This is a genomic window from Corynebacterium maris DSM 45190, assembly GCF_000442645.1.
Classification (GTDB): domain Bacteria; phylum Actinomycetota; class Actinomycetes; order Mycobacteriales; family Mycobacteriaceae; genus Corynebacterium; species Corynebacterium maris.
Genome location: NC_021915.1, coordinates 1,335,830 through 1,361,032 on the forward strand (window position 1 = coordinate 1,335,830; position 25,203 = coordinate 1,361,032).

Below are 25,203 nucleotides of genomic sequence, written 5' to 3' on the forward strand. Positions count from 1 at the left end.
AGCCCCTGCCCGGCGTTCCGCGGCGCGGGATGTGACTTAGTTGTCTTCGAGGGTCATCGCCAGCTCAATGGCGGCGTGCTGGGCGATTTCAGGGAAATCGTCCGGGTGGTTCATCACCTGCCCCTCGCCGTGATAGGAGGTGACCCAGCCTCTGCCCGGGACGTATTCCTGCCAGCCTTCGTCCATGGAGCGGTACAGCTTTCCCTTGCCGTGGTAGTAGTGCATGCCCGGCATTTTACCCAGGGCCGAGGTAGCCAAGGGATGCGCGAGAGCGTCGAGTGTCGTGGCCTCCAGCAGCCCACCCAGCCAGTCCCGGAGCAGCAGCGAGCTGTCCTCGATACGCTGTCGCGTGAGACCGTCGAAGGAGATCTGGCTGGAGAGCTCGGCGACGGCGGGGCGAGAAGAGCTCCTGCGGGTGTGCGATGAGCCTGGCCTTGCGGCCAGGCTTCGTTATTTTGCGGCCCCCTTCCTGCCTGCGCAGAGTGAGGCGCGGGGAGGGGAGGGGTCGGGCCCCACACAACCCCGTAATGAAAAGGGATTATAGTTGCCTGTGTTGCGTATGTGGTTGGTGTGCCTGTAGAGGTATCGGCCACACTGTGGGGACGGAGGACTGGTCCCCGTGAAAACAACGGGCGCGCCTAATCTCGCGCCACTGGAGGCTGATGAACATGACCGCCCGACACCGATGGGCCCGTCTGCCCGCCGTCACTTTCGCCGCGATTGTCGTGATGCTGACCGCGGCGCTCGCTGCACCGGTGCAGGCAAAGGCACAGACACCGGCCCCGCCCGGAAATATCGTCACCTTCGGCGACTCCTACACGGCGAGTCCCGATCAATGGCTCAACGGCATCGCCGCCAGCTCCGTGCCGTCTTCGTCGGCGTCGGAGGAATATCCGCAGACCGGCGGCTGCCTGCAATCGCCCTATAACTGGCCGCGCCAGCTGGCGGCACAGACCGGGCTAGAGGTCGCCGACTGGTCCTGCACCGCAGACACCACCGCAGGGATGCTGGACCGGATCGACCGCGCCATCGGCGCCGGCGACATCAGCCCAGATACGCAGGCGGTCATCTTCGCGATCGGCGGCAACGACTTCGGGCCTGCCGGGGTCCTGGAAGGCGCCCCCTTATCCAGTGTCCCGGGGATGGTGGACCGCTACGCGCAGAACATGCAGGAAGCCGCCGACAAGGTTCGGGCCGTCGCCCCCGAAGCTCACTTGGTCATCTCCGGCTACCCGCAGGTCACCAACGGCACTGGCCTGTGCTTCATTCAGGTTCTGCCGGAGCAGCCGCTGGGAGTTCCCTTCCCCGGCGAACTCGTCGAACGCTCTCTCCGGGACATGCAACGCCACGCTGCTGATGCGACCGGGATGAGTTTCGTCGACAACTATGAGCTCACGGAAGGCCATGACACCTGCAGCCCCGATGACGCCCTGCGGTACGTGTCTGGGATCCTGGACGTCACCAGCCCGGCCTACGAAATGATCATGCACCCGACGGGCCTGGGGCACAGCGCGATCGCCGCTAATAACGCCGCCGCTCTCGGGCTTCCCTCTGAGGAACCGGAAGCCCTGGACGACCTCACGTCAGCAGACTTGTCGTCCGCGTTGTCCTCCCTGTCCTCTGGCTCGTCCGAGTCCCCGACGCCCATCGGATGAAGCCCCCTAGAAAGACTGCCCCCACGGGGTCTGGGGTCTGCGTATACTGACCCCACCTTGTCCCGCTCTGAACGCCGCGCCGGCTGTGGCCTGCGCACTTCCCTCTGACCTACTGGAGATTGACGAAAATGCTCACCCTGCCCCGGCGCGCCACCACACCCGCCGTCCTCGCCGTAGCCATGGCCGCCGTGGCTCTGGTGTTCTCTGCGTTGTTCACCCCGGCCACCGCCACGGCCCAGTCCGGAAACGTCGTCACTTTCGGCGATTCTTACACGGCCTCGCCGGATCAGTTCAAAAACCATGCCGCGGGCGGCCTCTCGTCGAACCTGCCGGGGTCTTCCACCGATGGTTACCCCAGCCGCGGCGGTTGCCTGCAGTCGCCGATGAACTGGCCCCGGCAGTTGGCGGACCAGACCGGCCTGCGGGTCGATGACTGGTCCTGCACCGCGGAGACCTCCCAGTCCGTGCTCTCCCGCTTGGACGCCGCCATCGGCGCGGGTGACATCAACGCCGGCACGCATGCGGTGATCATGAACATCGGCGGCAACGATTTCGGCCCCTTCGGCGTCCGAGAGGGCGCGCCTTTCCTGAATGTGCCGGTCATCGCCGAGCGCTTCACCGGCCACATGCACTCCGCCGCGGCCAAGATCCGCGCGGCCGCGCCGAATGCCCGCATCGTGCTCGCCGGTTACCCGGAGATCACCAACGGCAGCGGGGTCTGCGTGTTCAACGTCGTGCCGCAGGTGCCCATGGGCATTCCGGTTCCGGGGGCGTACGGCGAGGGAGTATTGCGTGACATGCAGCGGGACGCCGCCGAGGCGGCGGGAATGACCTTCGTGGACAACTACGCCCTGACCCGCGGGCACAACACCTGCTCGCCGAATGATTCCCAGCGTTACGTCGCGGGCATCGTCGACACCACGTCGCCGGACTACACGATGTCGATGCACCCGACCGACCTGGGGCATGCGGCGTTGGCCCGCAACAACGCGGCCCCGCTGTTTTAGTGCCGATCTAGCGGCCGGTCGGGCAACCCCGGGTGTCGTGCAGCCCGCACTGCGGGATGCCGATGATCGAGGACAGAATCGACGAGCCGATCACGGGCACGGCGGCGAGCAGCCACAGCGCTGAGGCGACGTCGGGGAAGTGCTGGGCGAGTTCGGCGGATCCGGAGGAGAGGTAATCGATTCCGGTGACGACGGTCGCGTCAGCCGTCGGCGGGGTCACCGCGCTGCCCAGCAGCAGGGCGCCGCTGGCCGCGACGGCGGCGGCCAGACGGGTGAGGTCCCGGGTGGTATAAGACATGGCTTCTCCTGGTGGATGGCAGTGGGGAAACTGATCGGCACGTGGTCCGGTCAGGGTGGTGGCCAGACATTGATTTTAGCCGCAAAAGCACCTCGTCGGGAAGGGTTGTAACGACCCTTAGGACTCACCGTCGGTGCTTAACCCAAAAAATTCCCCGGCTCTCCTTGTGGGAGCCGGGGAATTCTTGGTCACTGTATGGAAATCTAAACCGTTTTCCGGGTGACCCTTGCAGCGTTTCCGCTGGTCATGGTGCCCCAGGTGGGACTCGAACCCACACTGGACGGGTTTTGAATCCGTTGCCTCTGCCAATTGGGCTACTAGGGCGGTAGTGCGTGAGACAGAAGTTTAGCCCACCAGGCGCCGCAGATCCGAATCGGGTGCCCACGGCGCCGCTCGAGGAGGCGGAGGGGGTCAGGAAGGGTCGTGAGAGGCCACGGTGTGGGCCGGGCGCTGCGGGGTGCGGTACTCGATGTAGATCATCAGGGCGACCACGCCGGCGCCCAGCAGCGTCCACATCAGCATCTGCGGCCAGTCGGCGCCCGGGGCCAGGAGGTTGGCGTCGGCGTCCTGCCAGGGCCACAGGGCGCGCAGTGAGCCCAGCATGAGCCCGGCCATGGTCACCAGGGCGACGGTGCGGTGACGGTCCAGCAGCCAGCGCAGCACCCGGATGAACAGCACGATGCCGGTGAGCGCACCCAGGATGAATACGCCGATCACGGACCAGTCGCGGTCGGACAGCGCGCCCATGACCGGCTCGTACAGCCCGACCGCCAGCAGGAAGAAGGAGCCGGAGACGCCCGGCAGCACGAGCGCGCACACCGCGACCGCCGCGGCGACGAAGATGATCGGCAGCGAGGGGTCCTCCTGCGGCGCGGCGGTGAAGCCGGTGCCGATGAAGGTGGCGATGGCCGCCAGCACGAACAGGATCCACACCCAGGGCTTGCTCTTCAGGTCCGGGGCGTAGACCATCCGCAGCGGCACGATCACCGAGACCGCGACCATGCCCAAGAACAGGGCGCGGGAGACGGCCGGGTAGGTGGTCACGAAGGTGGTCAGCGGGCCGGACATGACGAAGACGGCCACGACCATGAAGACGGCCACCGGAGCCAGCAGCGCCCAGTCGAGGCTGCGCAGCCGGGCGGGGACGGACTGGCGGTCCGTGAACAGCGCCTTGACGGCGGCGAAAAGGGCGGAGGCCTGATCGAGCAGGCGCTCGTAGATGCCCACCACCAAGGCCACCGTGCCACCGGAGATGCCCGGGATGAGTTCGACCATGCCGACCAAGAAGCCGCGGACAGCGTTGGCGATCACCTCCCACAGGTTGAACCGCCGCGCGGGGGCGACTGACGTGGAGGTCTCTGATGTTGCGCTGGACATGTGTTCCTCGAGGGTCGTCGAACTGGGACTGCGGGAAGTTTACTCCATGCAGGGCTTATTCCCGTCATGGCGACGCGGTCGGGATCTCCGGGTTTCCGCGGGGGCGGAGGTGCCCGCAAACCTCGACGGCTAGACTCGGTGGGCGTGACTCGACTACTGCTTATCGACGGGCACTCGATGGCCTTCCGCGCCTTCTACGCCCTGCCAGCCGAAAACTTCTCCACGACCGGGGGCCAGCACACGAACGCCGTCTACGGCTTTTTGTCCATGCTCTCCAACTTGTTGGCGGAGGAAAAGCCGGATTCGGTCGCAGTGGCCTTCGACGTCGGCCGCAAGACCTTCCGCACCGAGAAGTTCCCCGATTACAAGGCGCAGCGCGCCGCGACCCCGGAAGAGTTCAAGGGACAGGTCGGCATCCTCGACGAGGTCTTAGGGACGCTCGGCATCACGACCTTAAGCCGGGAGAACTACGAGGCCGATGACATCATCGCCACGCTGACCACCGCCGCCCGGCCGCTGGACTACGAGGTGCTCATCGTCACCGGCGACCGCGACTACTTCCAGCTCGTCGACGACAACACCACCGTCCTGTACCCGGTGCGCGGCGTATCGAACCTGAAGCGCTACACCCCGGAGGCGGTGGAGGAGAAGTACGGGCTGACCCCGGCGCAGTACCCCGACTTCGCCGCGCTGCGCGGCGACCCGTCCGACAACTTGCCGAACATCCCCGGCGTCGGCGACAAAACGGCCACGAAGTGGATCCAGAACTACGGCTCCTTAGACGCGCTGATCGATCGCGCCGAAGAGATCAAGGGCAAGGCCGGCGACAACTTCCGCGAACGCATCGAGCAGGTCCAGCTCAACCGTGAGCTGACCCAGATGGTCACCGACATGCAGCTGCCCGTCGGCCCCGATGAATTGGCGCTCAGCCCGGCGAAGGTCGCCGAGGTCGCGGCGCAGTTCGATGACTTAGAGTTCGGCGCGAACCTGCGCGAACGCGTGCTGGCGGTCGTGCCCAACGACGGTTCCGCCCCGGCCGAGGATGCGGTGGAATTGTCCGACGTCGTGATCGACGAGCAACCGCTGGCGAAGTGGCTCACCGCCCGCCGCGGCCAGGGGCTGGCGCTGCACGTCGTCGGGGAGGCCGACCCTTTCGGCGGCGACGCCACCGCCCTCGCGCTGTGCGACGTGGACCGCCACGGCCTCAGCGTCGAACTGGCTGAGCTCAGCCCGGAAGACGAGAAGGTCCTGGCCGAATGGCTGGCCTCCGAGGACCCGAAGTACCTGCATGAGGCCAAAGCTGCCTTCCACATGCTCGCCGGCCGCGGCCTGGAGCTCAACGGCATCGCCCACGACACCGCGATCGCCGCCTATCTGCTGCGCCCCGGTCAGCGCACCTACGGTCTGCGCGACGTCTACCAGCGCCATCTCCAGCGCCAGCTGGCCGAGCCCAGCGACCAACTCTCGCTGCTGGGCGACACCTCCCTGGTGGACTCCGCCGCCGCGATCCTGGAGCTGGCGGAGCAGTTGACCGTCCAGCTGCAGGAGATCTCCGAGTACGAGCTCTACCTCGACCTGGAGCTGCCGCTGGTCTCGAATCTCGCGCGCATGGAGCGCCTCGGCATCGCCGTCGACGTCGAGGTGCTGGAAGATCAGCTCAAGACCTTCACCCAGCAGACCGCCGACGTCGAAGCCAAGGCCCGCGAGCTCGTCGACCAGCCCGACCTGAACCTGTCGAGCCCGAAGCAGCTGCAGGCCGTGCTCTTCGAGACCCTCGACCTGCCGAAGACGAAGAAAACCAAGACCGGCTACTCGACCGCCGCCAAGGAAATCGAGGCGTTGGCGACCAAGCACCCGCACCCCTTCCTGGACCACCTGCTGGCGCACCGCGAGTACCAGAAGATGAAGTCCACGCTCGAAGGCCTGATCAAAACGGTGCGTGACGACGGCCGCATCCACACCACCTTCAACCAGACCGTCGCCTCCACCGGCAGGCTGTCCTCGACGGAACCGAACCTGCAAAACATCCCGGTGCGCACCGAGGCCGGCCGCAAAATCCGCTCCGCCTTCGTCGTCGGCGAAGGCTACGAAACCCTGCTGACCGCCGACTATTCCCAGATCGAAATGCGCGTCATGGCGCACCTCTCACAGGACCCCGGCCTGATCGCGGCTTATAAGGAAGGCGAGGACCTGCACAACTACGTCGGCTCACGCGTCTTCGACGTCCCCATCGACCAGGTCACCCCGGAACTGCGCCGCCGAGTCAAAGCCATGAGCTACGGCCTGGTCTACGGGCTCAGCGCCTTCGGCCTCGGCCAACAGCTGAACATCCCGGCCGGCGAAGCCAAATCCATCATGGACAGCTACTTCGAACGCTTCGGCGGGGTACAGAAATACCTCGCCGACGTCGTCGACCAAGCGCGCAAGGACGGCTACACCTCGACGCTATTCGGACGCCGCCGCTACCTGCCGGAACTCAACTCCGACAACCGCGTCGCCCGCGACAACGCCGAACGCGCCGCCCTCAACGCGCCCATCCAGGGCACGGCCGCGGACATCATCAAGGTCGCCATGATCCGCGTGGACAACGCTTTCGCCGACGCCGGCGTGAAATCCCGGGTGCTGCTGCAGGTCCACGACGAACTCGTCGTCGAAGTCGCCGCCGGGGAAGTCGAGCAGGTCCGCGAGATCCTCGAACGCGAAATGGACGGCGCGATCACCCTGCGCGTCCCGCTGGAAGTCTCCGCCGCTTCGGGAGCCAACTGGGACGAGGCCGCGCACTAGCGCCAACTGCGCCCCCGTGCCCTCCGGCCGGTGCGCGACTGTGGACAACGCCGCCTCTGCGCGATTGTCCACAGCGACACCCGGGACAACCGCCGCCCACGTGCCCCCACGCCGATACTCGAAGACGTGCGCACAATCAGGTGCGCCGGTCACGACACCACCACCGGGGGAGAAAACACACATGGCGCGGGACACCGACGACCTCAAATCCAGAGTCCAGAAACTACTCAACCAAGCCGCCGACCGGGAAGGCACGCCCGAAGGCGACACCTTCTACGAGAAGGCCTTCGACCTCATGGCCCGCTACGGCTTCGACGAGCGCGACCTCGCCGCGCCGGGTGCGGGCGAAGACGGCATGACCAGCCGAGCCTACGAGTTCAGCGGCTCCTACACGGACATGCAGATGCAGCTGCTCAACTGCATCTCGTCGGGTTTGCACTGCGTGGCGTTAGGAGTGCGGCGCCCGCGGGCGACGTCGATCACCACAGGCACCGTCTACGGGGTGGCCCGCCATGTTGAGAGAGTCGACCTGCTCTTCGCGATCCTGAAACCAAAGATGATCGCCTTGGCGATGAATCTGTCGGAGGATCTCGACGACCCGCTCGCCGCCTCACTGGTGGCGCGGCGCCGCTCCTTCATGCACGGATACTCCAACGCGATCTTCCGGCGCCTGAAGCAGGCGGAGGCGCGCATCGAAGAATCACAGCCGGGGTATGGACTCGCCTTAATCGATGACGCCGCCCGCGCCCGCGAGTACATGGACGAGATGCTGGCCGGCAGCGACGGCTACGTCACCAACCACCGCAGCCGTCGCAAACTGGACGCCGCCGCCTTCGCCGCGGGAGGCGCGGAGGCCTCCCGGGCTGATCTCGGGCAGCGACGCTTCGGCGGGCGCCGGGCGATCGACGCCTAGAACAGGCCGGTCGGGTTCTCGGCGTAGGAGACCAGCAGGTTCTTCGTCTGCTGGTAATGCGCGAGCATCATCAGGTGGTTCTCGCGGCCGATGCCGGATTCCTTGTAACCGCCGAAGGCGGCGTGGGCCGGGTAGGAGTGGTACTGGTTGACCCACACACGACCGGCCTGGATGTCGCGTCCGGCACGGTATGCGGTGGTGCCGTTGCGCGCCCACACGCCGGCGCCGAGGCCGTAGTTGGTGTCGTTGGCGATGCGGATCGCCTCGTCGTAGTCGCTGAACGTGGTCACCGACAGGACGGGGCCGAAGATCTCCTCGCGGAACACCCGCATGGTGTTGTCGCCCTTGAACACGGTCGGCTCGATGTAGAAGCCGCCCTCCAGACCCTCGAGCTCGTTGACGTTGCCGCCGGTCAAGGTTTGCGCGCCTTCCTCCGGGCCGAGCTTCAAGTACCCGGTGATCTTGTCCATCTGCTCCTGTGAGGCCTGCGCACCCATCATGATGTCGGTGTCCAGCGGGTTGCCGACCTTGATCGACTGGACGCGCTTGACGCCGAGCTCAAGGAACTCATCCGCGATCGACTCATGCACCAGGGCGCGCGACGGGCAGGTGCAGACCTCGCCCTGGTTGAGGGCGAACATGGCGAAGCCCTCGACGGCCTTCTCCCGGAAGGCGTCGTCCTTGTCCATGATGTCGGGGAAGTACAGCGACGGGGACTTCCCGCCCAGTTCCAGGGTGACGGGAATGATTTTGTCGGCGGCGGCCTTATTGATGATCTTGCCGACCCCGGTGGAGCCGGTGAACGCGATCTTGGCGATCCGGTCCGAGCCGGACAGAGCCGCGCCGGCTTCGTCGCCGAGGCCGTTGACGATGTTGAGCACGCCGTCAGGGAGCAGGTCGCCGATCAGTTCCATGAGGTAAAGGATCGAGGCCGGGGTCTGCTCAGCGGGCTTGAGGACGATGGCGTTGCCGGCCGCCAGGGCCGGGGCAATCTTCCAGGTGGCCATCAGGATGGGGAAGTTCCAGGGGATGATCTGGCCGACGACGCCGAGCGGCTCGTTGAAGTGGTAGGCGACCATGTCGTCGTCGATCTGCGACAGGCGGCCCTCCTGGGCGCGGATGGCGCCGGCGAAGTAGCGGAAGTGGTCGATGGCGAGCGGGATGTCGGCGGCCAGGGTCTCGCGTACGGCCTTGCCGTTGTCCCAGGTGTCGGCGACCGCGATCTTCTCCAGGTTCTCTTCCATCCGGTCGGCGATGCGGTGCAGAATCAGGGCGCGTTCGGCGGGGGAGGTCTTGCCCCAGGCGGGGGCGGCCGCATGCGCGGCGTCGAGGGCCTTCTCGACGTCGGCGGCGGTGCCGCGGCCCACCTGACAAAAGACCTCGCCGGTGACGGGGGTGACGTTGTCCAGGTACTGACCTTCCGCCGGCGCGACCCAGTCGCCGCCGATGTAGTGGTCGTAGCGGTCGCGGAAAGTGACGATGGAACCTTCGGTTCCGGGGGCGGCGTAAACGGTCATCGGTGAACCTCCATGAAGCACGATTGGTGTTGTGGATCATGTTAGGCCAACCTAGGTGATTGGCGCCATAGTTTTCTCAGGGAAGTTCCGTGAGGAAGATCGCCGTGCCGGGGAAGATCCTGCCGCGCAACGGGGACCACTGCCCCCAGGTTTCTTCGAGGCCGTCGGGCCAGGCGGGTTCCAGGACGTCGACAAGTTTCAGGCCTGCGCCGTTGATGGCACGCACCCAGTCGCCGAACGTGCGGTGGTATTCGGCGTAGACGACGTCGCCGGCGTCGTCGGTTTCGATGTAGGAACGCTCGAAGTAGGGGATCATGGCGGTCAGTCCGGCGACCCCGGGGTCGTCGGCGAACACCCACCGCATCGGGTGGTTGACGGAAAAGACGAGTCGGCCCCCGGGCCTCATCACGCGCGCGACGTCGCGCAACACGGCGTCCACGTCCGGAACGAAGGGCAGCGCGCCGAACGCAGAGAACACGACGTCGAAAGAATCGCTCCGGTAGGGCAGCGCCTGCGCGTCGGCCTGGACCAGGCCCACGCCCGCGTCGCGGTCGGCGCGGGTGAGCATGCCCATGGAGATGTCGAAGGCGGTGACAAAATCTGCGCCCTGGCCGGCGAGCCAGCTCGCGCACGGGGCGGACCCACCGCCGAGCTCCAGGACCGTGGCTCCGGAGACGTCGCCGAGCAGCTGCGCGTCGGCCTCGTGGAGCATTTCCGGACACCAGTAGAAGGAGGAAAGGTAAGAGGCGTGGGAGTGGTGGTAGCGCTCGGCGTCGCCGTCCCACCAGGTGCGGTTCGCCTGCGCGATGTCGGTGTCCATGGCTGACCAGTCTAGGTTTCCGGCCGAGAAGGCGAATTCGGGGCCAGTAACCCGAAGGCTTCTCGCCGGCAACTCGAGGGCTGTGCGCGCACTCGTGTGGCGCATGTGGCGGGCGGGCCCGCGCATAGAGTGATCAGCGGGAACGGTATTTGCTAGCGGATTCAATAAAGGCTAGGATTTAATGCGCGTGTCACTGCATCATGGTGGCGGGGATTGTAGTAGGAGGATTCCCGTTGATCATCGACGTGAGATCGAAGTCGTGCGGCAAGTCCCAGATTTCGAGAGATACGATTCTGTCCATTCACGATCTCCTATGTCATCCGGAGCAACCCTAACTTATGCCCACTTCTAACGCCCCTCAGGTCGCCATCAACGACATCGGCAACGCTGAGGACTTCCTCGCCGCGGTCGACGCGACCATCAAGTACTTCAACGACGGCGATATCGTCTCTGGCACCGTCGTCAAGGTCGACCACGACGAGGTTCTGCTCGACATCGGTTACAAGACCGAGGGCGTCATCCCGTCCCGCGAGCTGTCGATCAAGCATGACGTCGCACCCGAAGAGGTCGTCGAGCTCGGCGAAGAAATCGACGCCCTGGTCCTCACCAAGGAGGACAAGGAAGGTCGCCTGATCCTGTCCAAGAAGCGTGCTCAGTACGAGCGCGCCTGGGGCCGCATCGAAGAGCTGCAGGCCAACGACGAGCCGGTCACCGGCACCGTCATCGAGGTCGTCAAGGGCGGCCTCATCCTGGACATCGGACTTCGCGGCTTCCTGCCGGCTTCCCTCGTCGAGATGCGTCGCGTCCGCGACCTGGAGCCCTACATCGGCCAGGAGCTCGAAGCCAAGATCATCGAGCTGGACAAGCACCGCAACAACGTCGTGCTCTCCCGCCGCGCATGGCTCGAGCAGACCCAGTCCGAGGTCCGCTCCGAGTTCCTCAACCAGCTGCAGAAGGGCCAGGTCCGCAAGGGCATCGTGTCCTCCATCGTCAACTTCGGCGCCTTCGTCGATCTTGGCGGCGTCGACGGACTGGTTCACGTCTCTGAGCTGTCCTGGAAGCACATCGACCACCCGTCCGAGGTCGTCACCGTCGGCGACGAGGTCACCGTCGAGGTCCTCGACGTCGATCTCGACCGCGAGCGCGTCTCCCTGTCGCTGAAGGCGACCCAGGAGGACCCGTGGCGCGTCTTCGCCCGCACCCACGCTGTGGGCCAGATCGTCCCGGGCAAGGCCACCAAGCTCGTCCCGTTCGGCGCCTTCGTCCGCGTCGAAGAGGGCATCGAGGGCCTGGTCCACATCTCCGAGCTGGCTCAGCGCCACGTGGACGTCCCGGACCAGATCGTCAACGTCGGCGAAGAGGTCATGGTCAAGGTCATCGACATCGACCTGGACCGTCGCCGCATCTCCCTGTCGCTCAAGCAGGCCGACGACGACTTCACCGACGAGTTCGACCCGTCCCGCTACGGCATGGCCGACTCCTACGACGAGCAGGGCAACTACATCTTCCCGGAGGGCTTCGACGCGGAGACCAACGAGTGGATGGAGGGCTTCGACGAGCAGCGCGAGGCATGGGAGGCACGCTACGCAGAAGCAGAGCGTCGCTACCAGGCTCACGCCGCCCAGATCGAGCGTCACCGTGCCGCTGCCGCCGAGGCAGCCGAGGCTCCGGCCAACTACTCCTCCGAGACCGACGACGAGGTTGCTGCTCCGGCAGCCTCCGCCGCCGAGCCGGAAGAGACCGGTGGCTCCCTGGCTTCCGACGAGCAGCTCGCCGCACTGCGCGAGAAGCTCGCCGGCAACTAAGGCACACGCCTTAACCGCCAAGTAGAACACTGACGGGCCCCACTTCCTCTTGGGAAGCGGGGCCCGTCAGTCCTTTCCGGGGACGTAGTCAGCCACGCGGGACGAAGGACCGGCCTTCGTCGTGGGCGACCCACTCGGGCCACTTTTCGGGCGCGGCCGGATAAACATGCGCCTGCCCCGTGTCCAATTCCACGACGCAGGGGCCGAGACCGACCACGGGCACCTCCGTTCCGTCCGCCAAGACGGTGGGCGCCGGATAAAACACGGCGTGGGTGCCGTTGGTGTAGGAATTGGCCGCGGTGCGGCTTCCCAGCATGTCCTCCGCCACTTTCCGGGCAGGTTCGTACGTCAACATGACTTTTCCTCCTTGTTCTTCCTTCGAGCCTAGTGCTCGCTAGCATGTAGTTCATGAAGATGATTGGGCTCACCGGAGGGATCGGGAGCGGAAAGTCGACCGTCGCGAAATTGCTCGCCGAGCACGGATTCCCGGTGGTGGACGCGGATCAGCTCGCCCGCGAGGTGGTGGAGCCGGGCCAACCGGCGTTGGCGGAGTTGGCCGAGGCCTTCGGGCAGGACGTGCTGCTCGCGGACGGTTCCCTGAACCGTTCCGAGTTGGCGGCGCGCGCGTTCGTCGACAAGGAGCGCACCGAGCTGCTCAACGCCATCACGCACCCGCGGATCCAGGAGTTGCGGGAGCGGCGCTTTCAGGAGGCGAAGGACGCCGGATCCGATGCCGTGGTCTACGACATGCCCCTGCTCGTGGAGCAAGGGGTGGACAAAAACATGGACCTGACCGTGGTCGTGGACGTGGACGTCGAGGAGCGCATCCGGCGTCTGGTCGCCACCCGCGGACTGACCGAGGAGGACGCCCGTCGCCGCATTGCCGCACAGGTCGCCGACGCCGAGCGGTTGGCCGCCGCGGACGTCGTCATCGACAACAACGGCCCCGTGGAGGCGCTGGGGGAGCAGGTCGATCAGCTCGTCCGCGTCATCCGCGGCCGGGGCGCAGGAAGAACGTAGAGACGGGCCCGGTCTGGGGGAAGGGGAGAAGAGTTCTCCTGGTATTCAACTTGTGTTCTCTATCGCAGGTTACGGTGACTGGTCATGGGTACCTGGAATGTCGGTCCATTCGACAACGATGCAGCGCAGGACCTGTTGCGCGATATTCGTTCTGACTGTTTTAATTTCGACCAGTTCCGGTTTGAGTGCGCCGCCGACGCGGTTCTCGACACTGAAGATGCCGCAGTGATCATCGCCTTGTCCGCGTTAGTGCAGAGATGCGCTGCGGGTCGGTTGCCGCGGGGAATCGTCCATGACGATCTGCTCCCGCTGCACAGCGTCGAGGCGCGAACATGGTTGAACCGGCAATACGAGTCCATCCTCGATGAGGACGTGTCGCCGTTGTACGCGATCTGGGAGGCCACCGGAGAGCTGGACATGTGGCTGGCTTCGGCGAAGGCGGTGCGCCCACAGGGCGGGATCTTAAGCGTGTGACCGAGGCCGGGTCTGTGCCGCGGCGGTGACATCCCTATCATGTCAATCATGGATAAGTGGAACACAGGACCATTCGACAACGAGGAAGCCGCCGAGCTTCTCGACGACATCAAGGAAGGCGCCGTCCCGCTGAAGGAGCTGCTGCCGACGAAGGGACACCGGTACCTGGAGTCCGACCACGGGGCGTTGGTCGTGGCGATGGCGCACCTGGCCGGCGGCAATCTCCCGGAAGGTATCTCCGACGATCAGGTCGCCGAGCTGCAGACCCCGGAGGCCAAGGACCTCTTGCGCCAGTCCCTGGAGGCCGTGCTCGCCGACGGCACCGTCTCCGGGCTCTACACCGAGTGGCAGCAGGAGGGCGAGGCGAAGCTGCACGAGTGGAAAGCGAAGTCGCACATCGACCTGGCGTGATTTCTCGGTGGCGAAAACCCTGAGATAATGCTCGGATGAGCTGGATGAAAACACTGGGTGCAGTTAGTGTCGTGGCCGTCGCTGGGGCGGGGTGGACGGTCATCACCGATGACACCCCCGAATATTCCGTGGAGCGCGTCGTCGACGGCGACACGATCATCGTGGACAACGACGCCGGGGAGACCGGGATCCGGGTGCGCCTGCTGAGCGTGGACACCCCGGAAATGGATAAAACCGGCAGCCTGGAAGGCTGCTACGCCCAAGAGGCCACGGATTATCTCACCGGGCTGCTGCCGCCGGGGACGGCCGTGGAGCTGGAAACCGACGTGGAGGACACCGACCGGTACGGTCGGATGCTGGCGGGGGTCTACGTCGCGGGCGACGATGTCCTGATCAACGCGGAGATCGCGCGGGGCGGGTACGGGGTGGCCGCACTCTATCAGCCCAACGAGAAATTTTACCCGGAGGTCAAGGCCGCGGAAGAACAGGCGCAGCAGGCCGGGGTAGGGATACACGACCCCGCATTGGGGTGCTCGCCGGCGGCCTCCCACGAGGACGCCGCCGCGGCGCTGGCTGCTTTGGCAGCCGTCAGCCTCGCCTCGTTGAGCGACGACGAGCTCGACGACCATCGCCGGTCGTTGACGGCCATCCGGGACACCCTCGACCAGCGTGCGACGGCCACGCCCCGGGACGGACAGAAGGACGGCGCCGCCGTGCACAATCATTTCGTGCGCGTCAATGACGAGGGCGAGGAGGACACCCGCCCTGTGCTGGAACGCCTGGAGCGCGCCGCGGACGAAGAGAACGAGCAGCGACGGGAAAAGGCCGCCGAGGAGGAGCGGCGCCGCGTCGAAGCGGAACAGCGCGCGGAAAAACGTCGAGTCGAGCAGGAGCAACGCCAGGCCGCCCGTGAGGCGGAGCGGGCCGCCGGGGCCGCTCGCCCCACTCCCGCGCCGGCACCCGCACAGCCCAGAAATTCGACGCCTCCACAGCCCACGGCCCAGCAACCGTCCGGTGGCGGGGGACCACAGCCGGATACGTACACGGGATGCCGCGCCTACGGCGGAAGCTATCCGCCCAACGCCGTCGACACGAAGGGGCGTCCCTACACGCGCATCGACTGCACCACCAAGACCCCGATCTAAAGAGCGGTCACTTTCCGCAGCGCCGCCCCGAACTTCGGGTAGTTGGCCCGCACCCCGTCATGAAGGTCCACGATCGGCGGATCAGCCCGCAGGGGAGAGAGCACCTCGTCCCGGTACGCCTCGATTTCTGTCAGCGCCCCACGCAGGCGGGGATCGTGCGTGGCCTGCACCGCCTTCCGATACTGTGCGAGCTGCCCGCCCACCTGCGCCACAGTGTCGGGGCCGTAGCGGTGCATGGGCACCAGCGCGTTGAATGACCCCGACCCGCTGGAGAACAACCAGTAGATGGGCCGGTTCCTGTACCGGCGCACATGATCGGCATAAAAGCGGGAACCCCCGGCGGGCCCCAGGAACCAGTCCTCGACCCGCGCCACCTTGAGACACGAGGCGAGAAACTCGAGGTTCTCCGCCACCTGCTCGCGCCCGAAGGCCACGGCCAGGAACTCCTCGAACCGCGTGATCAAATCATTCCCGCCACGCAGCCCCGCCGTCAACGGCACGGCGGCAGAGGCGGCCGGGGCAAACGACGGATCCGGCACCCGCTCCAGATAGTCGCGCACCGACGCCCCCTGATCCGCCAACACCAACCCCGGGACGTCCAGGCTATAGCGGCCCAGGATGCACCCCACCCCGAAAGACACCAGATCCGCGGCCACTGATTTCTTATCCGGGGACGACAAGGTCGGCTCCCGCCCCGTCTGCGTCGGGGCCGGGACGTCGAAAGCCGCGCTGACAGCCTCCTCGATCTCACACTCGAGCACCCGCATCCGCGCACGCCAGGCCTCCACGTCCATCAGATGCGCGCGCACCCGCTCTGCCAGGGAACCCTCGTGGGAAAGCAGGGGACTGCCCTGGAAATCCATGGACGTTTCATAACAGTCCCAATCGGCCTTCGCGATCGCCACACACTCCCGCACCTGCGCGCCGATCTCCGGCAGCGTCTCCGGGACCGGCAGCCGGGCCACGTCTCCGGGCTGGGTGTTGATCGTGGGAGCGAGAAACTCCAGCAACCGCGCAGACAACCGGGTGTTGAGCAGCCCGCCCAATGCCCATAACGTCTCCTTCTCCGCGAACAACGTGCTGCCGCCGTTGTCGAAGATGGCGTCGCCCGGGGTGTACCGCGCCCCGAAAGCACCGGGGGAGACCGTGCTCCACGTGAACCCCTCGGTAAAAAACAGCCGCTCATTGGCCACCCGCGCACGCCGGGACGTGTTCGCCTGCGCCGCCTTGACCTCCGCACCGTCCTCAGCCCAATCGATCACCTGCTCGCGCAGACCGTACCAACGCCGCGCCCCGCCACCCTTGTTATACGGAAACCACCGCGCCGCCTCTCGAGCACCAGACAGCGACGTCGACGACCACGACACCTCGAACCAGCGGCGCAAAAACCGCGCATTGTCGCCGGTGTCCATCCCTTTCGCCGTCCGCGCCACATCACCGACCACCCTGCTCGACCGATACGCCTCCACCACCTCCGGCTCCAACCAATACGCGATCGGGCTACCCGGAATCCGGGCAAACACAGACCCGGCGCGCACGAAACACAGCTCCGGCGCTGCCCCCGCCGCGGCCCTGCGCAACGCCTCCCGCTTAGCGACGTCCCCCTCATACTCCGTGACCCGCACAAACACCCCCGGCCGCTCCGCAAGCCCTTCGCCCACTTCGAGCACGAACGCCGCGGTCTGCACCACCTGCCCCTTGATCTGAGCAAACGCCCCCACGCCCAGGTGCGCGAGGGTGACGATGCGGGCGTTAGCAAGCAACTCCCGCCGCAGCGGCGCATACGTGCCGGTGAACATCCAGCTGTGCATCGTGATCATCGCGACCAACCCACCCTCCGACACGAACTCCCGGCACCGCCCCACAAACGCGGAGTACAGATCCGCCTTGGCCGACGGATACCGCTCCCGCAGATACGCAGACATCACCGGAGTCATATGCCGACTGCGCATATACGGGGGATTGGTCACCACCACCGCATACCGACTGCACACCCACTTCGCCTGCTCCAGCACCCGCATCACCCGCGCCCGCACGCCATCGTCCAGTTCCCGGGTCGCCAGCCGCTCCCGGACGCGCCGGGTGACCTCACCGTCGATCCGGATCAACGACCCCAGGCTCGCGGCGTCGTCGAAGGCGGTGAGCAGATCCGCCTCCGCGACCGGGTCGGGGGAGTGCGCGGTCAGCTCGGCCACCTCCTCCGGGGAAAACGACACCGAAGACAGCACCCGTACCCGCGGTGCCACCGACGGGGAAGCCTCCGGGCGCCGGTCCCAGGCCGTGACCGTCAACGAAAACGACGCCACCGCCGCCACCCGGGCATCAATCTCCAATCCGTGCAGGTTATGGGTCAGAATCAACCCCGGAATATCCGGCGTCGCATACCCCGCTTCCTCGTAGATCTCATGCAGCAGCTCAAACGCGTACAACAGCAGATGCCCCGCCCCGCACGCCGGATCCAGCACCGTCAGCTCCTGCGGGCAGGACACCGCCCGCACATCCTCTCTGGCCTCCGGGGGAGGGACATACAACTCCATGCGCCGCGCCAGCCGAGACTCCGGGTGACCCGCCAACCACGCCCGTCCCACCGAGTTCTGTACCAGGTAGCGGGCGATCCACTCCGGGGTGAACAGCTGCGTCACCGCCGCAATATCCGCCGCCGACGCCTTCTCACTGCGCCGGAACCCCGCGAACACCGCGTCCTTACGCCCCGCGCCGTAGAACTGATGCAGCCACCCGAACACCCCTACGTCGCGACACGCCGACTCCGGCAACACCACCACCAGCCGTTCCCACACTCCATCCGGCGTCAGCACTCCCACCGGGGCCAACAGCTCCACATACCCGGGTTCATGCTCGAACACCCACGGCATCACTTCCCGCCACGCACGACACCGCGCCAGCAGCAGCCTCCGCTCAGCCTCCGCGCCCAGCGCGGCATCTGCGTCATCCGGGGCGAAAGAGATCTCCGTCCACCCCCGCGCAGCCAGCAACCGCAGCCCCGCCACCCGATAAAACCACGCCGTCGCCACGTCCTCCACCACATCCACACCGCGATCCAGCGCGTCCTCCGCCTCCGCGACTGCCCCCGGATCCGACGCCCGCCACGGCGACCCCCGGGCCATCACCACAGCAACACGCTCCCGCACGGACGCAGCCAACACCCCACGCGCCCACGCCGCCCACTCCCGTAGCTCCACGACATCCATCACCGACCGCCTCCCCGCACCCCAGAAGGGCCCGCGTCACCGCAACGCGCCGAAACGATCGAAGGACACCTCATACGCGCCCATCATAAAGACACCTTGACACTTACGTATCCTTAAACCATGGCATTTGCAGGCGAACACCCCGTCATCCCGCACTCCGAGTTCCGCCCCGTCGGCGACGTCGAACGCGCCGAAGGCGAATTCCAGGTAGTCAGCGACTTCCAGCCCTCCGGCGACCAGCCCGCCGCCATCAAAGAACTCGACGAACGGCTCAACCGCGGCGAAGAAGACGTCGTCCTGCTCGGCGCCACCGGCACCGGCAAATCAGCGACGTCCGCCTGGCTCATCGAACAACAACAACGGCCCACCCTGGTCATGGCGCCCAACAAAACCCTCGCCGCCCAACTCGCCAACGAACTGCGCGAACTCCTGCCCCACAACGCCGTCGAATACTTCGTCTCCTACTACGACTACTACCAACCCGAAGCCTATATCGCGCAGACGGACACCTACATCGAAAAAGACTCCTCCATCAACGAAGACGTCGAAAGGCTGCGACACTCCGCCACCTCCGCGCTGCTGTCGCGCCGGGACGTGGTGGTGGTGTCCTCGGTGTCGTGCATCTACGGCCTGGGCACGCCGCAGTCCTACCTGGATCGCTCCATCGTCCTGCGCGTCGACGAGGAGGTCGACCGCGACCGGTTTCTGCGTCTGCTGGTCGACGTCCAGTACGAGCGCAACGACATCGACTTTCACCGGGGCACGTTCCGGGTCAAGGGCGACACCGTGGACATCATCCCGGCTTATGAGGAAGTGGCGGTGCGCATCGAGTTCTTCGGCGACGACATCGACGCGCTCTACTACATCCACCCGCTGACCGGCGACGTGATCCGACAGGTCGACGAGGTGCGGGTGTTCCCGGCGACGCACTACGTGGCCTCCGAAGACCGGATGGAGGCCGCAGTCAAGGCGATCAAGTCGGAACTGGCGGAGCGGCTCGCCGACTTCGAGAACCGCGGCAAGCTGCTGGAGGCGCAGCGGCTACGGATGCGCACGGAGTACGACCTGGAGATGATCCAGCAGGTCGGGTTCTGTTCCGGCATCGAGAACTACTCGCGGCACATGGACGGCCGTGAGCCCGGCAGCGCCCCGGCCACGCTCATCGACTATTTCCCGGAGGATTTCCTCACCATCATCGACGAGTCGCACGTGACCGTCCCGCAGGTGGGCGGCATGTTCGAAGGTGACATGTCGCGCAAGCGCAATCTCGTCGAACACGGTTTCCGCCTGCCCTCGGCGACGGACAACCGACCGTTGACCTTTGAGGAGTTCGAGGAGCGCATCGGCCAGACGGTCTACCTGTCGGCGACGCCGGGCGACTACGAGTTGGCGGCCGCGGGCGGCGAGTTCGTCGAACAGGTCATCCGCCCGACCGGACTGGTTGACCCGAAGGTAGTGGTCAAGCCCACTGACGGCCAGATCGACGACCTCATCCATGAAATCCGCACCCGCACGGACAAGGACGAGCGCGTCCTGGTCACCACCCTGACCAAACGCATGGCCGAGGATCTGACGGATTACCTCATGGAGCACGGGGTGCGGGTGCGCTACCTGCATTCGGACATCGACACCCTGCAGCGCGTGGAGCTGCTGCGGCAGTTGCGGCTGGGTGAGTACGACGTGCTGGTGGGCATCAACCTGCTGCGTGAGGGACTCGACCTGCCGGAGGTGTCCCTGGTGGCCATCCTCGACGCCGACAAGGAGGGCTTCCTGCGGTCGACCACGTCGCTGATCCAGACGATCGGGCGCGCGGCCCGCAACGTCTCCGGCGAGGTGATCATGTACGCGGACAAGGTCACCGACTCCATGCAGTACGCCATCGAGGAGACGGACCGCCGCCGGGAGAAGCAGATCGCCTACAACGAGGAACACGGCGTCGATCCGCAGCCGCTGCGCAAGAAGATCGCGGACATCTTGGACCAGGTCTACGAGAACTCGGACGACGACAGCTACGGGGACAAGTCCACGAAGCCGAAGACCTCGCAGGCCGCGGACGCCGCGCTGGTGGACAAGCCCGACACCTCGTCGATGGCGGCGGAGGAGGTCCAGCAGCTCATCGACGACATGACCGCGCAGATGGGGGAGGCCGCCCGGGCCTTGAAGTTCGAGCTCGCCGGCCGGTTACGCGATGAGATCGTGGAGCTGCGCAAAGAGCTGCGCGGGCTGAAGGAGGCCGGGATCTAGGACTTTCCTGCGGTGGCCGACGGCGCTGTGGTAATACATAAGTACGTTATCGCAATAAAGGTATTCTCTTCAGGGAGGCGCTCCATGTTCAGCTACCGCACCATCGTCGTCGGCACCGACGGTTCCGACACGTCCCTCAAAGCGGTGCGCCACGCCGCCAGCCTGGCCCGCGTCTACGACGCCGCCCTCATCGTGGTCAGCGCCTATCACGGCGACTCCGGCTCCCTGCTCATCTCCAGCCCGACGAGCGACACCTCGACGCTGCCCGTCGTCAGCGAAGGTCGCGCCGCAGAATACCTCGATGAGGCCCGCCGCGTGGCGGAGGAGGAAGGGGCCCCCACCATCGAACTGCAGCACCGCGACGGCGCGCCCGTCAACGAGTTGATCGCCGCTGTGGAAGAAAACGAGGCGGACCTGCTCGTGGTGGGCAACAAGGGGGTCAATTCACTCGCCGGCCGTCTCTTCGGCAACATCCCCACCGAGACGGCGCGTCGCTCCGACGTCGACGTGGTTCTCGTCCACACCGAATAACAGGCAGACGCCAGAACGCTCACCTGAGTAGAGTTGAAATTGCTAGGATTACGGTACTGTATACCCACCACCTCCGCAGTCGGAACTTTCGAAAGGGCATTATGAGCGAGAACTACCAGAAGATCGTCGTCGGCACCGATGGGTCCAAGTCCTCGATGCTCGCGGTAGAGCGTGCCGCCCGTATCGCGGCCGCCTTCGATGCGACGTTGATCATCGGTTGCGCTTACTACGAGGACAAGGAAGAGGCGTCCAAGACCCTCCGCCAAGACTCCGTCACCATCCTGGGCGACGACAAGGCGCAGCAGAACCTCGAAGCCGCTTCCGACGCCGCCCGTGCCGTCGGTGCCAAGAGCGTCGAGACCGCCATTCGCCCCGGCACTCCGGTGCAGGCGCTGATGTCGATCGTCAACGACAACAAAGCCGACCTGCTGGTCGTCGGAAACCGCGGCATCAACTCGCTGACCGGACGTTTGCTCGGCTCTGTGCCCGCCGACGTCGCCCGCCAGTCCGACTGCGACGTCATGATCGTCCACACCGTCAAGTAAACGACGACGCCGACGGCCGTCGACCCGCTCCGCCCGCCCTGCCGCGCAGGGACGGCGGAGCGTCGTGCTTTCCTCGGACGCTTACTCCTCGCTGTACTCTCCGTCGACGTCCGGCAGTTCGCCGATGACGGTCAGCGTCTGCGTCGCGCGGGTGATCGCCACGTACAAGTCCTGCCACCCCTGCGGCGAGGCCTCAGTGATCTCGGTCGGCTCCACCACCACGACGTGGTCGAACTCCAAGCCCTTGATCTGGCCCACGTTGTCCGTGTCGATGATCTGCACCAGGCCGTCGCCCTCGAAATGCAGCGACGCAGGATCCGTGCCGGTGGGCAGAAACTCCACCGGCACACCGGATTCGCGAATCGCCGTCGCCGGCGTCGCCTCCGGATCAATGGCGGCGAGGATGTCGTTGGCCGTACCCATGATCTCCACGGGCGTACGGTAGTTGACCGTCAACTCATGCACTCGGAAGCGCCCGCCCACAAACGGCTCCAGCGCATCCGCCCAAGAATCCACCCCCGCCGGCGCGCCGGTCTGGGCGGTGTCGCCCACCAGCGTCATCCACCGGGACGGGCTGCGACGAAACACCATGCGCCATTCCATCGGCGTCAACTCCTGGGCCTCGTCCACGACCACGTGCCCGAACGCCCAGGTGTGATCGTCGGCGGCCCGCTCCGCGGTGGTGCGGATATCGCGCACCTGCTGGCGCTGCGCGAGCGTCTCCGCGTCGATGACGTCGTGCGCCGACAGGATCTCCGCCTCGAAGAAATCGTCGTCGGTGTCCGTGGACGCGGAACTCTCCAAGATATCCAGCGCGTCTTCGGCGGCGTCGACCTGCTTGCGCCAAGCGGCCTCCTCTTTCTCCCGGGCCTGGTCCGGATCCGGCAGGCCGATAAGCACCGCGAGTTCATCCAGCAGCGCCGCGTCCGACGGCGCCCACCCTCCGCCCGGTTCCCGCCACAGGGCCTCGCTGGTGTCGTCGTCGTAGTCGCCCGCGACCTCCTCGATGGCCGCAGCGCTGGTGAGCAGATCCGCCAACACCTCGGTGGGGGAGAGCTCCGGCCACAGGTCGTCGACGAGCTCGAGGACCGCGGGCTCGTCCGCCAGGTCATCGTGCAGCTGATCCACGTCCGCCCGGGACAACAGATTCGACCCGCCCAGCGGATCGGCGCCGATACGCTGCGCCATCACCGCCGCCAGCTGCTCGATCAAATGCTCCGCAAACACCGCGCGGGCGTCGTTGTGCGGCTTCCGCGAACGACGCGCCCGGGTCCGCGACTTCTTCACCATCGCCGGAGACACCTGCAGCTCCAACCCTTCGACGCGCAGCGGACGGGGCTTCTCCGGCACCGCCTGGTACGACTGCACCGTGCGCTTGAGGATCGTGACCATCTCCTCCGAGCCCTTGATCTCCCGGGCTGCCAGGGACTCCGACGCCGTCGCCCGGACGCCGGGGAACAGGTCACCGACGGTGGACAGCACCACGCCCGTCTCACCCAGCTCCGGCAGCACGCGCGAAATGTACTCCAGGAAAGTCGAGTTCGGGCCCAGAATGAGCACGCCCGTCTTCGCCAGCTGGTCGCGGTGCGTGTACAGCAGGTACGCCACCCGGTGCAGAGCCACCGCCGTCTTGCCCGTGCCCGGTCCACCCTGCACCACCATCACCCCGCGGGTCGCGTCCCGGATGATCTGGTCCTGCTCCCGCTGAATGGTCTCCACGATGGAGTGCATGTGCCCGGTACGCGCCCGCTGCATGGCGTGGTACAGGGCTGTCTCGCTGCCCACGCCCTGGCGGGTGACCTCGGAGCCGTCTCCGGAGAGCACCTCGTCGTCGATGCCCGTGACGGTCCGGCCCCGGGTACGTAAGTGGCGACGCACGGTGACCCCCTCCGGTTGGGCGGTGGTGGCCAGGTAGAAAGGACGCGCCATGGGGGCGCGCCAGTCCAGCAGCAAAGTGCGGTAATTGTCGGCTCTGTCATCCAGCCCCATGCGCCCGATATAACGGCGTTCCAACTCGGGGTGGCCGGGGACGGGGTTTTCCGGGGCGTCGCTGGCGATGTCGATGCGGCCGAACACCAACCCCGTCTGAGCGAGGTTGAGACGGTCCAGCTTGGAGTTGAGCCCGTGGTACTCGGTTTCGCGACGCACGAGGGCGTCGGCGTCGGGGTTGGCGGGGTCCACTTCCAGCTGGACTTGCCGCAGCCGTTCATTCGCCGCCGCCACTTCTTGATCGAGGCGCTCAAACAGGTCATCCACGTACTCTTGCTCGGCAGCGATTTCACGCTCGCGGGCATCGGCCATCTGGATCATCCTCCGAATGTGTAAAAAGTGGTGTTCCAGCATATCAGCAGCGTCGGGAATTTTCGCTGCCCGCACGCGTCCGCCGGACGGAGCGCGGAGAAAGACACAGACGCCGCATCCGGCAGGGCGGAGGCGGCGTCTGGGGCAGGAGCGGCGAAGGCGGGAACGTTAGTTCAGCTGTTTCTTCACGTTCTTCACGGCGCGGTTGACCGCCTTGTCGGCTTCCTTCTGGAACTTCTCGGCCTTACGGTTGGCGCGCTTCGCGGCGCCGCCGGTCTTCTTGTCCGCCTTGGACAGGGCGTCATCCGCCCGGTCCTGCGCCTTGTCGGCGGCCTTCACGGCCCGCTTGTTCAGCTTCTTGCCGGTCTTCTGGGCTTCGTCGAGCAGGTCACGGCCAGTCTTTTCCGCCTGGTTCGCCCACTTCGGGGCCTCGGACTGGACGGTGTCGATGAGGTTCTTGCCCGAGTCGATGGCGGTGTCCAGCCAGCCGGACGCCACGCCCGCCGCCTGGTCGGCGGACTTTTTCCAGTCATCCTTGTGGTCGTCGACATAGGAGGTCACGGCGTCCTGTGCCTGACCGGCCTTGTCGCCGACCCAGTTGCTGGCCTGGTCGAAAGTCTTCTGGGACTGGCTCTTCGTGGGCAGCGCCGACTGCACCTTGTCGCCGGTCACCTGACCGGCCTTCTTAGCGCGCCACGCCACGGAAGGCTTACCCGCGGTGTCGACGGAGGTGATGGCCAGGCCGCCGAGAAGGGCCACGTTGGTCAAAAAGCCGTTGCGGCGGGAGGACTTCTCCTCGTCGTTGTCCGCCTCCCAGAAATTGTAGCGACCGATGATCGTCGGCACCGACACCAGCGCCAGGGTGCCGGCCGACAGACGCGGAGCCTTGCCCAAGGCGAGCAGGGCGCCGGCGCCGACCTTGGTGCCGCCCATCGCACGGGCGACCAGCTCCGGGTCGTTGGGGACGTTGCGGGCCCAATCATCGGGAAGGATGGAGCGGACCTTGTCCAGCACGTTTTCGGTTGCCCGGACGTGTGCGCTCGTATTGAGCAGGGTGTCCGCTCCGTCGGCGATGTAAACGGATGCCAGCATCGGTCGTGCGATCTTACGGATCATGTTCGACGCTCCTTTGCGTGAGGGTTGACGT

Annotated in this window: 21 protein-coding genes and 1 tRNA gene; 12 read left to right on the plus strand and 10 right to left on the minus strand. The window is 66.1% G+C overall.

Annotated features, from left to right (window positions below; translation table 11 throughout):
* Window positions 1-36: 36 nt before the first annotated feature.
* Entirely contained in the window at window positions 37-225 is a 189-nt protein-coding gene (locus tag B841_RS06305) for a hypothetical protein (RefSeq protein ID WP_020934653.1), read from the minus strand.
* Window positions 226-668: 443 nt separating this feature from the next.
* Between B841_RS06305 and B841_RS06310 the strand changes: the two genes are divergently transcribed.
* Window positions 669-1,655, plus strand: coding sequence for a GDSL-type esterase/lipase family protein (locus B841_RS06310; protein WP_169466571.1), 987 nt, complete (start codon window positions 669-671; stop codon window positions 1,653-1,655).
* A 128-nt stretch (window positions 1,656-1,783) separates the two neighbouring features.
* Window positions 1,784-2,662, plus strand: coding sequence for a GDSL-type esterase/lipase family protein (locus B841_RS06315; RefSeq protein WP_020934655.1), 879 nt, complete (start codon window positions 1,784-1,786; stop codon window positions 2,660-2,662).
* A gap of 7 nt (window positions 2,663-2,669) precedes the next feature.
* Here B841_RS06315 and B841_RS06320 read toward each other — a convergent pair whose 3' ends face one another.
* From B841_RS06320 to B841_RS06330, 3 genes are all read right to left on the minus strand, one after another.
* Window positions 2,670-2,960, minus strand: a complete 291-nt coding sequence (locus tag B841_RS06320) for a hypothetical protein (protein ID WP_020934656.1) — start codon at window positions 2,958-2,960, stop codon at window positions 2,670-2,672.
* Window positions 2,961-3,207: 247 nt separating this feature from the next.
* Window positions 3,208-3,284: transfer RNA gene (locus B841_RS06325), tRNA-Leu, on the minus strand.
* Between the two features lie 87 nt (window positions 3,285-3,371).
* The gene (locus B841_RS06330) at window positions 3,372-4,337 is read right to left on the minus strand and encodes a DUF368 domain-containing protein (protein ID WP_020934657.1); all 966 of its coding nucleotides are present in this window, start codon (window positions 4,335-4,337) and stop codon (window positions 3,372-3,374) included.
* Window positions 4,338-4,493: 156 nt separating this feature from the next.
* On the opposite strand from B841_RS06330, the gene polA reads away from it, so the two are divergent.
* Both polA and B841_RS06340 read left to right on the plus strand, forming a co-directional pair.
* On the plus strand, window positions 4,494-7,121 hold the full coding sequence (gene polA / locus B841_RS06335; protein ID WP_041632149.1) for a DNA polymerase I: 2,628 nt from the start codon (window positions 4,494-4,496) through the stop codon (window positions 7,119-7,121).
* Window positions 7,122-7,302: 181 nt separating this feature from the next.
* Window positions 7,303-8,034, plus strand: a complete 732-nt coding sequence (locus B841_RS06340) for a DUF2786 domain-containing protein (RefSeq protein ID WP_020934659.1) — start codon at window positions 7,303-7,305, stop codon at window positions 8,032-8,034.
* On the opposite strand, the gene exaC is transcribed toward B841_RS06340, so the two are convergent.
* Both exaC and B841_RS06350 read right to left on the minus strand, forming a co-directional pair.
* The gene (gene exaC / locus B841_RS06345; protein WP_020934660.1) at window positions 8,031-9,551 is read right to left on the minus strand and encodes an acetaldehyde dehydrogenase ExaC; all 1,521 of its coding nucleotides are present in this window, start codon (window positions 9,549-9,551) and stop codon (window positions 8,031-8,033) included. The genes B841_RS06340 and exaC overlap by 4 nt on opposite strands.
* Window positions 9,552-9,627: 76 nt before the next feature.
* Window positions 9,628-10,371, minus strand: coding sequence for a class I SAM-dependent methyltransferase (locus B841_RS06350; RefSeq protein ID WP_020934661.1), 744 nt, complete (start codon window positions 10,369-10,371; stop codon window positions 9,628-9,630).
* 338 nt (window positions 10,372-10,709) lie between these two features.
* Here B841_RS06350 and rpsA point away from each other — a divergent pair, with 338 nt between their 5' ends.
* A complete protein-coding gene (gene rpsA / locus B841_RS06355; protein WP_020934662.1) occupies window positions 10,710-12,176 on the plus strand; it encodes a 30S ribosomal protein S1 in 1,467 nt (488 codons plus the stop codon).
* A gap of 88 nt (window positions 12,177-12,264) precedes the next feature.
* On the opposite strand, the gene B841_RS06360 is transcribed toward rpsA, so the two are convergent.
* Entirely contained in the window at window positions 12,265-12,531 is a 267-nt protein-coding gene (locus tag B841_RS06360) for a hypothetical protein (protein WP_020934663.1), read from the minus strand.
* Window positions 12,532-12,584: 53 nt separating this feature from the next.
* On the opposite strand from B841_RS06360, the gene coaE reads away from it, so the two are divergent.
* The 4 genes from coaE (at window position 12,585) to B841_RS06380 (ending at window position 15,226) form a co-directional block, all read left to right on the plus strand.
* Window positions 12,585-13,196 carry a dephospho-CoA kinase gene (coaE, locus tag B841_RS06365; protein ID WP_020934664.1) on the plus strand — a complete coding sequence of 204 codons (612 nt, stop codon included), beginning with the start codon at window positions 12,585-12,587 and terminating at the stop codon, window positions 13,194-13,196.
* A gap of 84 nt (window positions 13,197-13,280) precedes the next feature.
* A complete protein-coding gene (locus B841_RS13325) occupies window positions 13,281-13,670 on the plus strand; it encodes a DUF4259 domain-containing protein (RefSeq protein WP_020934665.1) in 390 nt (129 codons plus the stop codon).
* A 48-nt stretch (window positions 13,671-13,718) separates the two neighbouring features.
* Window positions 13,719-14,081 (plus strand): DUF4259 domain-containing protein, encoded by a 363-nt coding sequence (locus B841_RS06375; RefSeq protein WP_020934666.1) that lies wholly within the window; start codon window positions 13,719-13,721, stop codon window positions 14,079-14,081.
* Window positions 14,082-14,116: 35 nt separating this feature from the next.
* Window positions 14,117-15,226, plus strand: coding sequence for a thermonuclease family protein (locus B841_RS06380; RefSeq protein ID WP_041631793.1), 1,110 nt, complete (start codon window positions 14,117-14,119; stop codon window positions 15,224-15,226).
* Here B841_RS06380 and pglX read toward each other — a convergent pair.
* A complete protein-coding gene (pglX, locus tag B841_RS06385; RefSeq protein WP_020934668.1) occupies window positions 15,223-18,435 on the minus strand; it encodes a BREX-1 system adenine-specific DNA-methyltransferase PglX in 3,213 nt (1,070 codons plus the stop codon). The genes B841_RS06380 and pglX overlap by 4 nt on opposite strands.
* A 120-nt stretch (window positions 18,436-18,555) precedes the next feature.
* Here pglX and uvrB point away from each other — a divergent pair, with 120 nt between their 5' ends.
* The 3 genes from uvrB (at window position 18,556) to B841_RS06400 (ending at window position 21,755) form a co-directional block, all read left to right on the plus strand.
* On the plus strand, window positions 18,556-20,679 hold the full coding sequence (gene uvrB, locus B841_RS06390) for an excinuclease ABC subunit UvrB (protein WP_020934669.1): 2,124 nt from the start codon (window positions 18,556-18,558) through the stop codon (window positions 20,677-20,679).
* Between the two features lie 84 nt (window positions 20,680-20,763).
* Window positions 20,764-21,210, plus strand: coding sequence for a universal stress protein (locus tag B841_RS06395; protein WP_020934670.1), 447 nt, complete (start codon window positions 20,764-20,766; stop codon window positions 21,208-21,210).
* A gap of 101 nt (window positions 21,211-21,311) precedes the next feature.
* Window positions 21,312-21,755 (plus strand): universal stress protein, encoded by a 444-nt coding sequence (locus tag B841_RS06400; protein WP_020934671.1) that lies wholly within the window; start codon window positions 21,312-21,314, stop codon window positions 21,753-21,755.
* Window positions 21,756-21,836: 81 nt separating this feature from the next.
* On the opposite strand, the gene B841_RS06405 is transcribed toward B841_RS06400, so the two are convergent.
* Window positions 21,837-24,056 carry a HelD family protein gene (locus B841_RS06405; RefSeq protein WP_020934672.1) on the minus strand — a complete coding sequence of 740 codons (2,220 nt, stop codon included), beginning with the start codon at window positions 24,054-24,056 and terminating at the stop codon, window positions 21,837-21,839.
* Between the two features lie 168 nt (window positions 24,057-24,224).
* Window positions 24,225-25,148 (minus strand): DoxX family membrane protein, encoded by a 924-nt coding sequence (locus B841_RS06410; protein WP_449720068.1) that lies wholly within the window; start codon window positions 25,146-25,148, stop codon window positions 24,225-24,227.
* Between the last annotated feature and the right edge of the window lie 55 nt (window positions 25,149-25,203).

Coding starts and splice junctions, on each gene's coding strand:
- B841_RS06305 (WP_020934653.1), bottom strand. CDS start 225: ATGCACTACTACCACGGCAAGGGAAAGCTGTACCGCTCCATGGACGAA.
- B841_RS06310 (WP_169466571.1), top strand. CDS start 669: ATGACCGCCCGACACCGATGGGCCCGTCTGCCCGCCGTCACTTTCGCC.
- B841_RS06315 (WP_020934655.1), top strand. CDS start 1,784: ATGCTCACCCTGCCCCGGCGCGCCACCACACCCGCCGTCCTCGCCGTA.
- B841_RS06320 (WP_020934656.1), bottom strand. CDS start 2,960: ATGTCTTATACCACCCGGGACCTCACCCGTCTGGCCGCCGCCGTCGCG.
- B841_RS06330 (WP_020934657.1), bottom strand. CDS start 4,337: ATGTCCAGCGCAACATCAGAGACCTCCACGTCAGTCGCCCCCGCGCGG.
- B841_RS06340 (WP_020934659.1), top strand. CDS start 7,303: ATGGCGCGGGACACCGACGACCTCAAATCCAGAGTCCAGAAACTACTC.
- exaC (WP_020934660.1), bottom strand. CDS start 9,551: ATGACCGTTTACGCCGCCCCCGGAACCGAAGGTTCCATCGTCACTTTC.
- B841_RS06350 (WP_020934661.1), bottom strand. CDS start 10,371: ATGGACACCGACATCGCGCAGGCGAACCGCACCTGGTGGGACGGCGAC.
- rpsA (WP_020934662.1), top strand. CDS start 10,710: ATGCCCACTTCTAACGCCCCTCAGGTCGCCATCAACGACATCGGCAAC.
- B841_RS06360 (WP_020934663.1), bottom strand. CDS start 12,531: ATGTTGACGTACGAACCTGCCCGGAAAGTGGCGGAGGACATGCTGGGA.
- coaE (WP_020934664.1), top strand. CDS start 12,585: ATGAAGATGATTGGGCTCACCGGAGGGATCGGGAGCGGAAAGTCGACC.
- B841_RS13325 (WP_020934665.1), top strand. CDS start 13,281: ATGGGTACCTGGAATGTCGGTCCATTCGACAACGATGCAGCGCAGGAC.
- B841_RS06375 (WP_020934666.1), top strand. CDS start 13,719: ATGGATAAGTGGAACACAGGACCATTCGACAACGAGGAAGCCGCCGAG.
- B841_RS06380 (WP_041631793.1), top strand. CDS start 14,117: ATGAGCTGGATGAAAACACTGGGTGCAGTTAGTGTCGTGGCCGTCGCT.
- pglX (WP_020934668.1), bottom strand. CDS start 18,435: ATGGATGTCGTGGAGCTACGGGAGTGGGCGGCGTGGGCGCGTGGGGTG.
- uvrB (WP_020934669.1), top strand. CDS start 18,556: ATGGCATTTGCAGGCGAACACCCCGTCATCCCGCACTCCGAGTTCCGC.
- B841_RS06395 (WP_020934670.1), top strand. CDS start 20,764: ATGTTCAGCTACCGCACCATCGTCGTCGGCACCGACGGTTCCGACACG.
- B841_RS06400 (WP_020934671.1), top strand. CDS start 21,312: ATGAGCGAGAACTACCAGAAGATCGTCGTCGGCACCGATGGGTCCAAG.
- B841_RS06405 (WP_020934672.1), bottom strand. CDS start 24,056: ATGGCCGATGCCCGCGAGCGTGAAATCGCTGCCGAGCAAGAGTACGTG.
- B841_RS06410 (WP_449720068.1), bottom strand. CDS start 25,148: ATGCTGGCATCCGTTTACATCGCCGACGGAGCGGACACCCTGCTCAAT.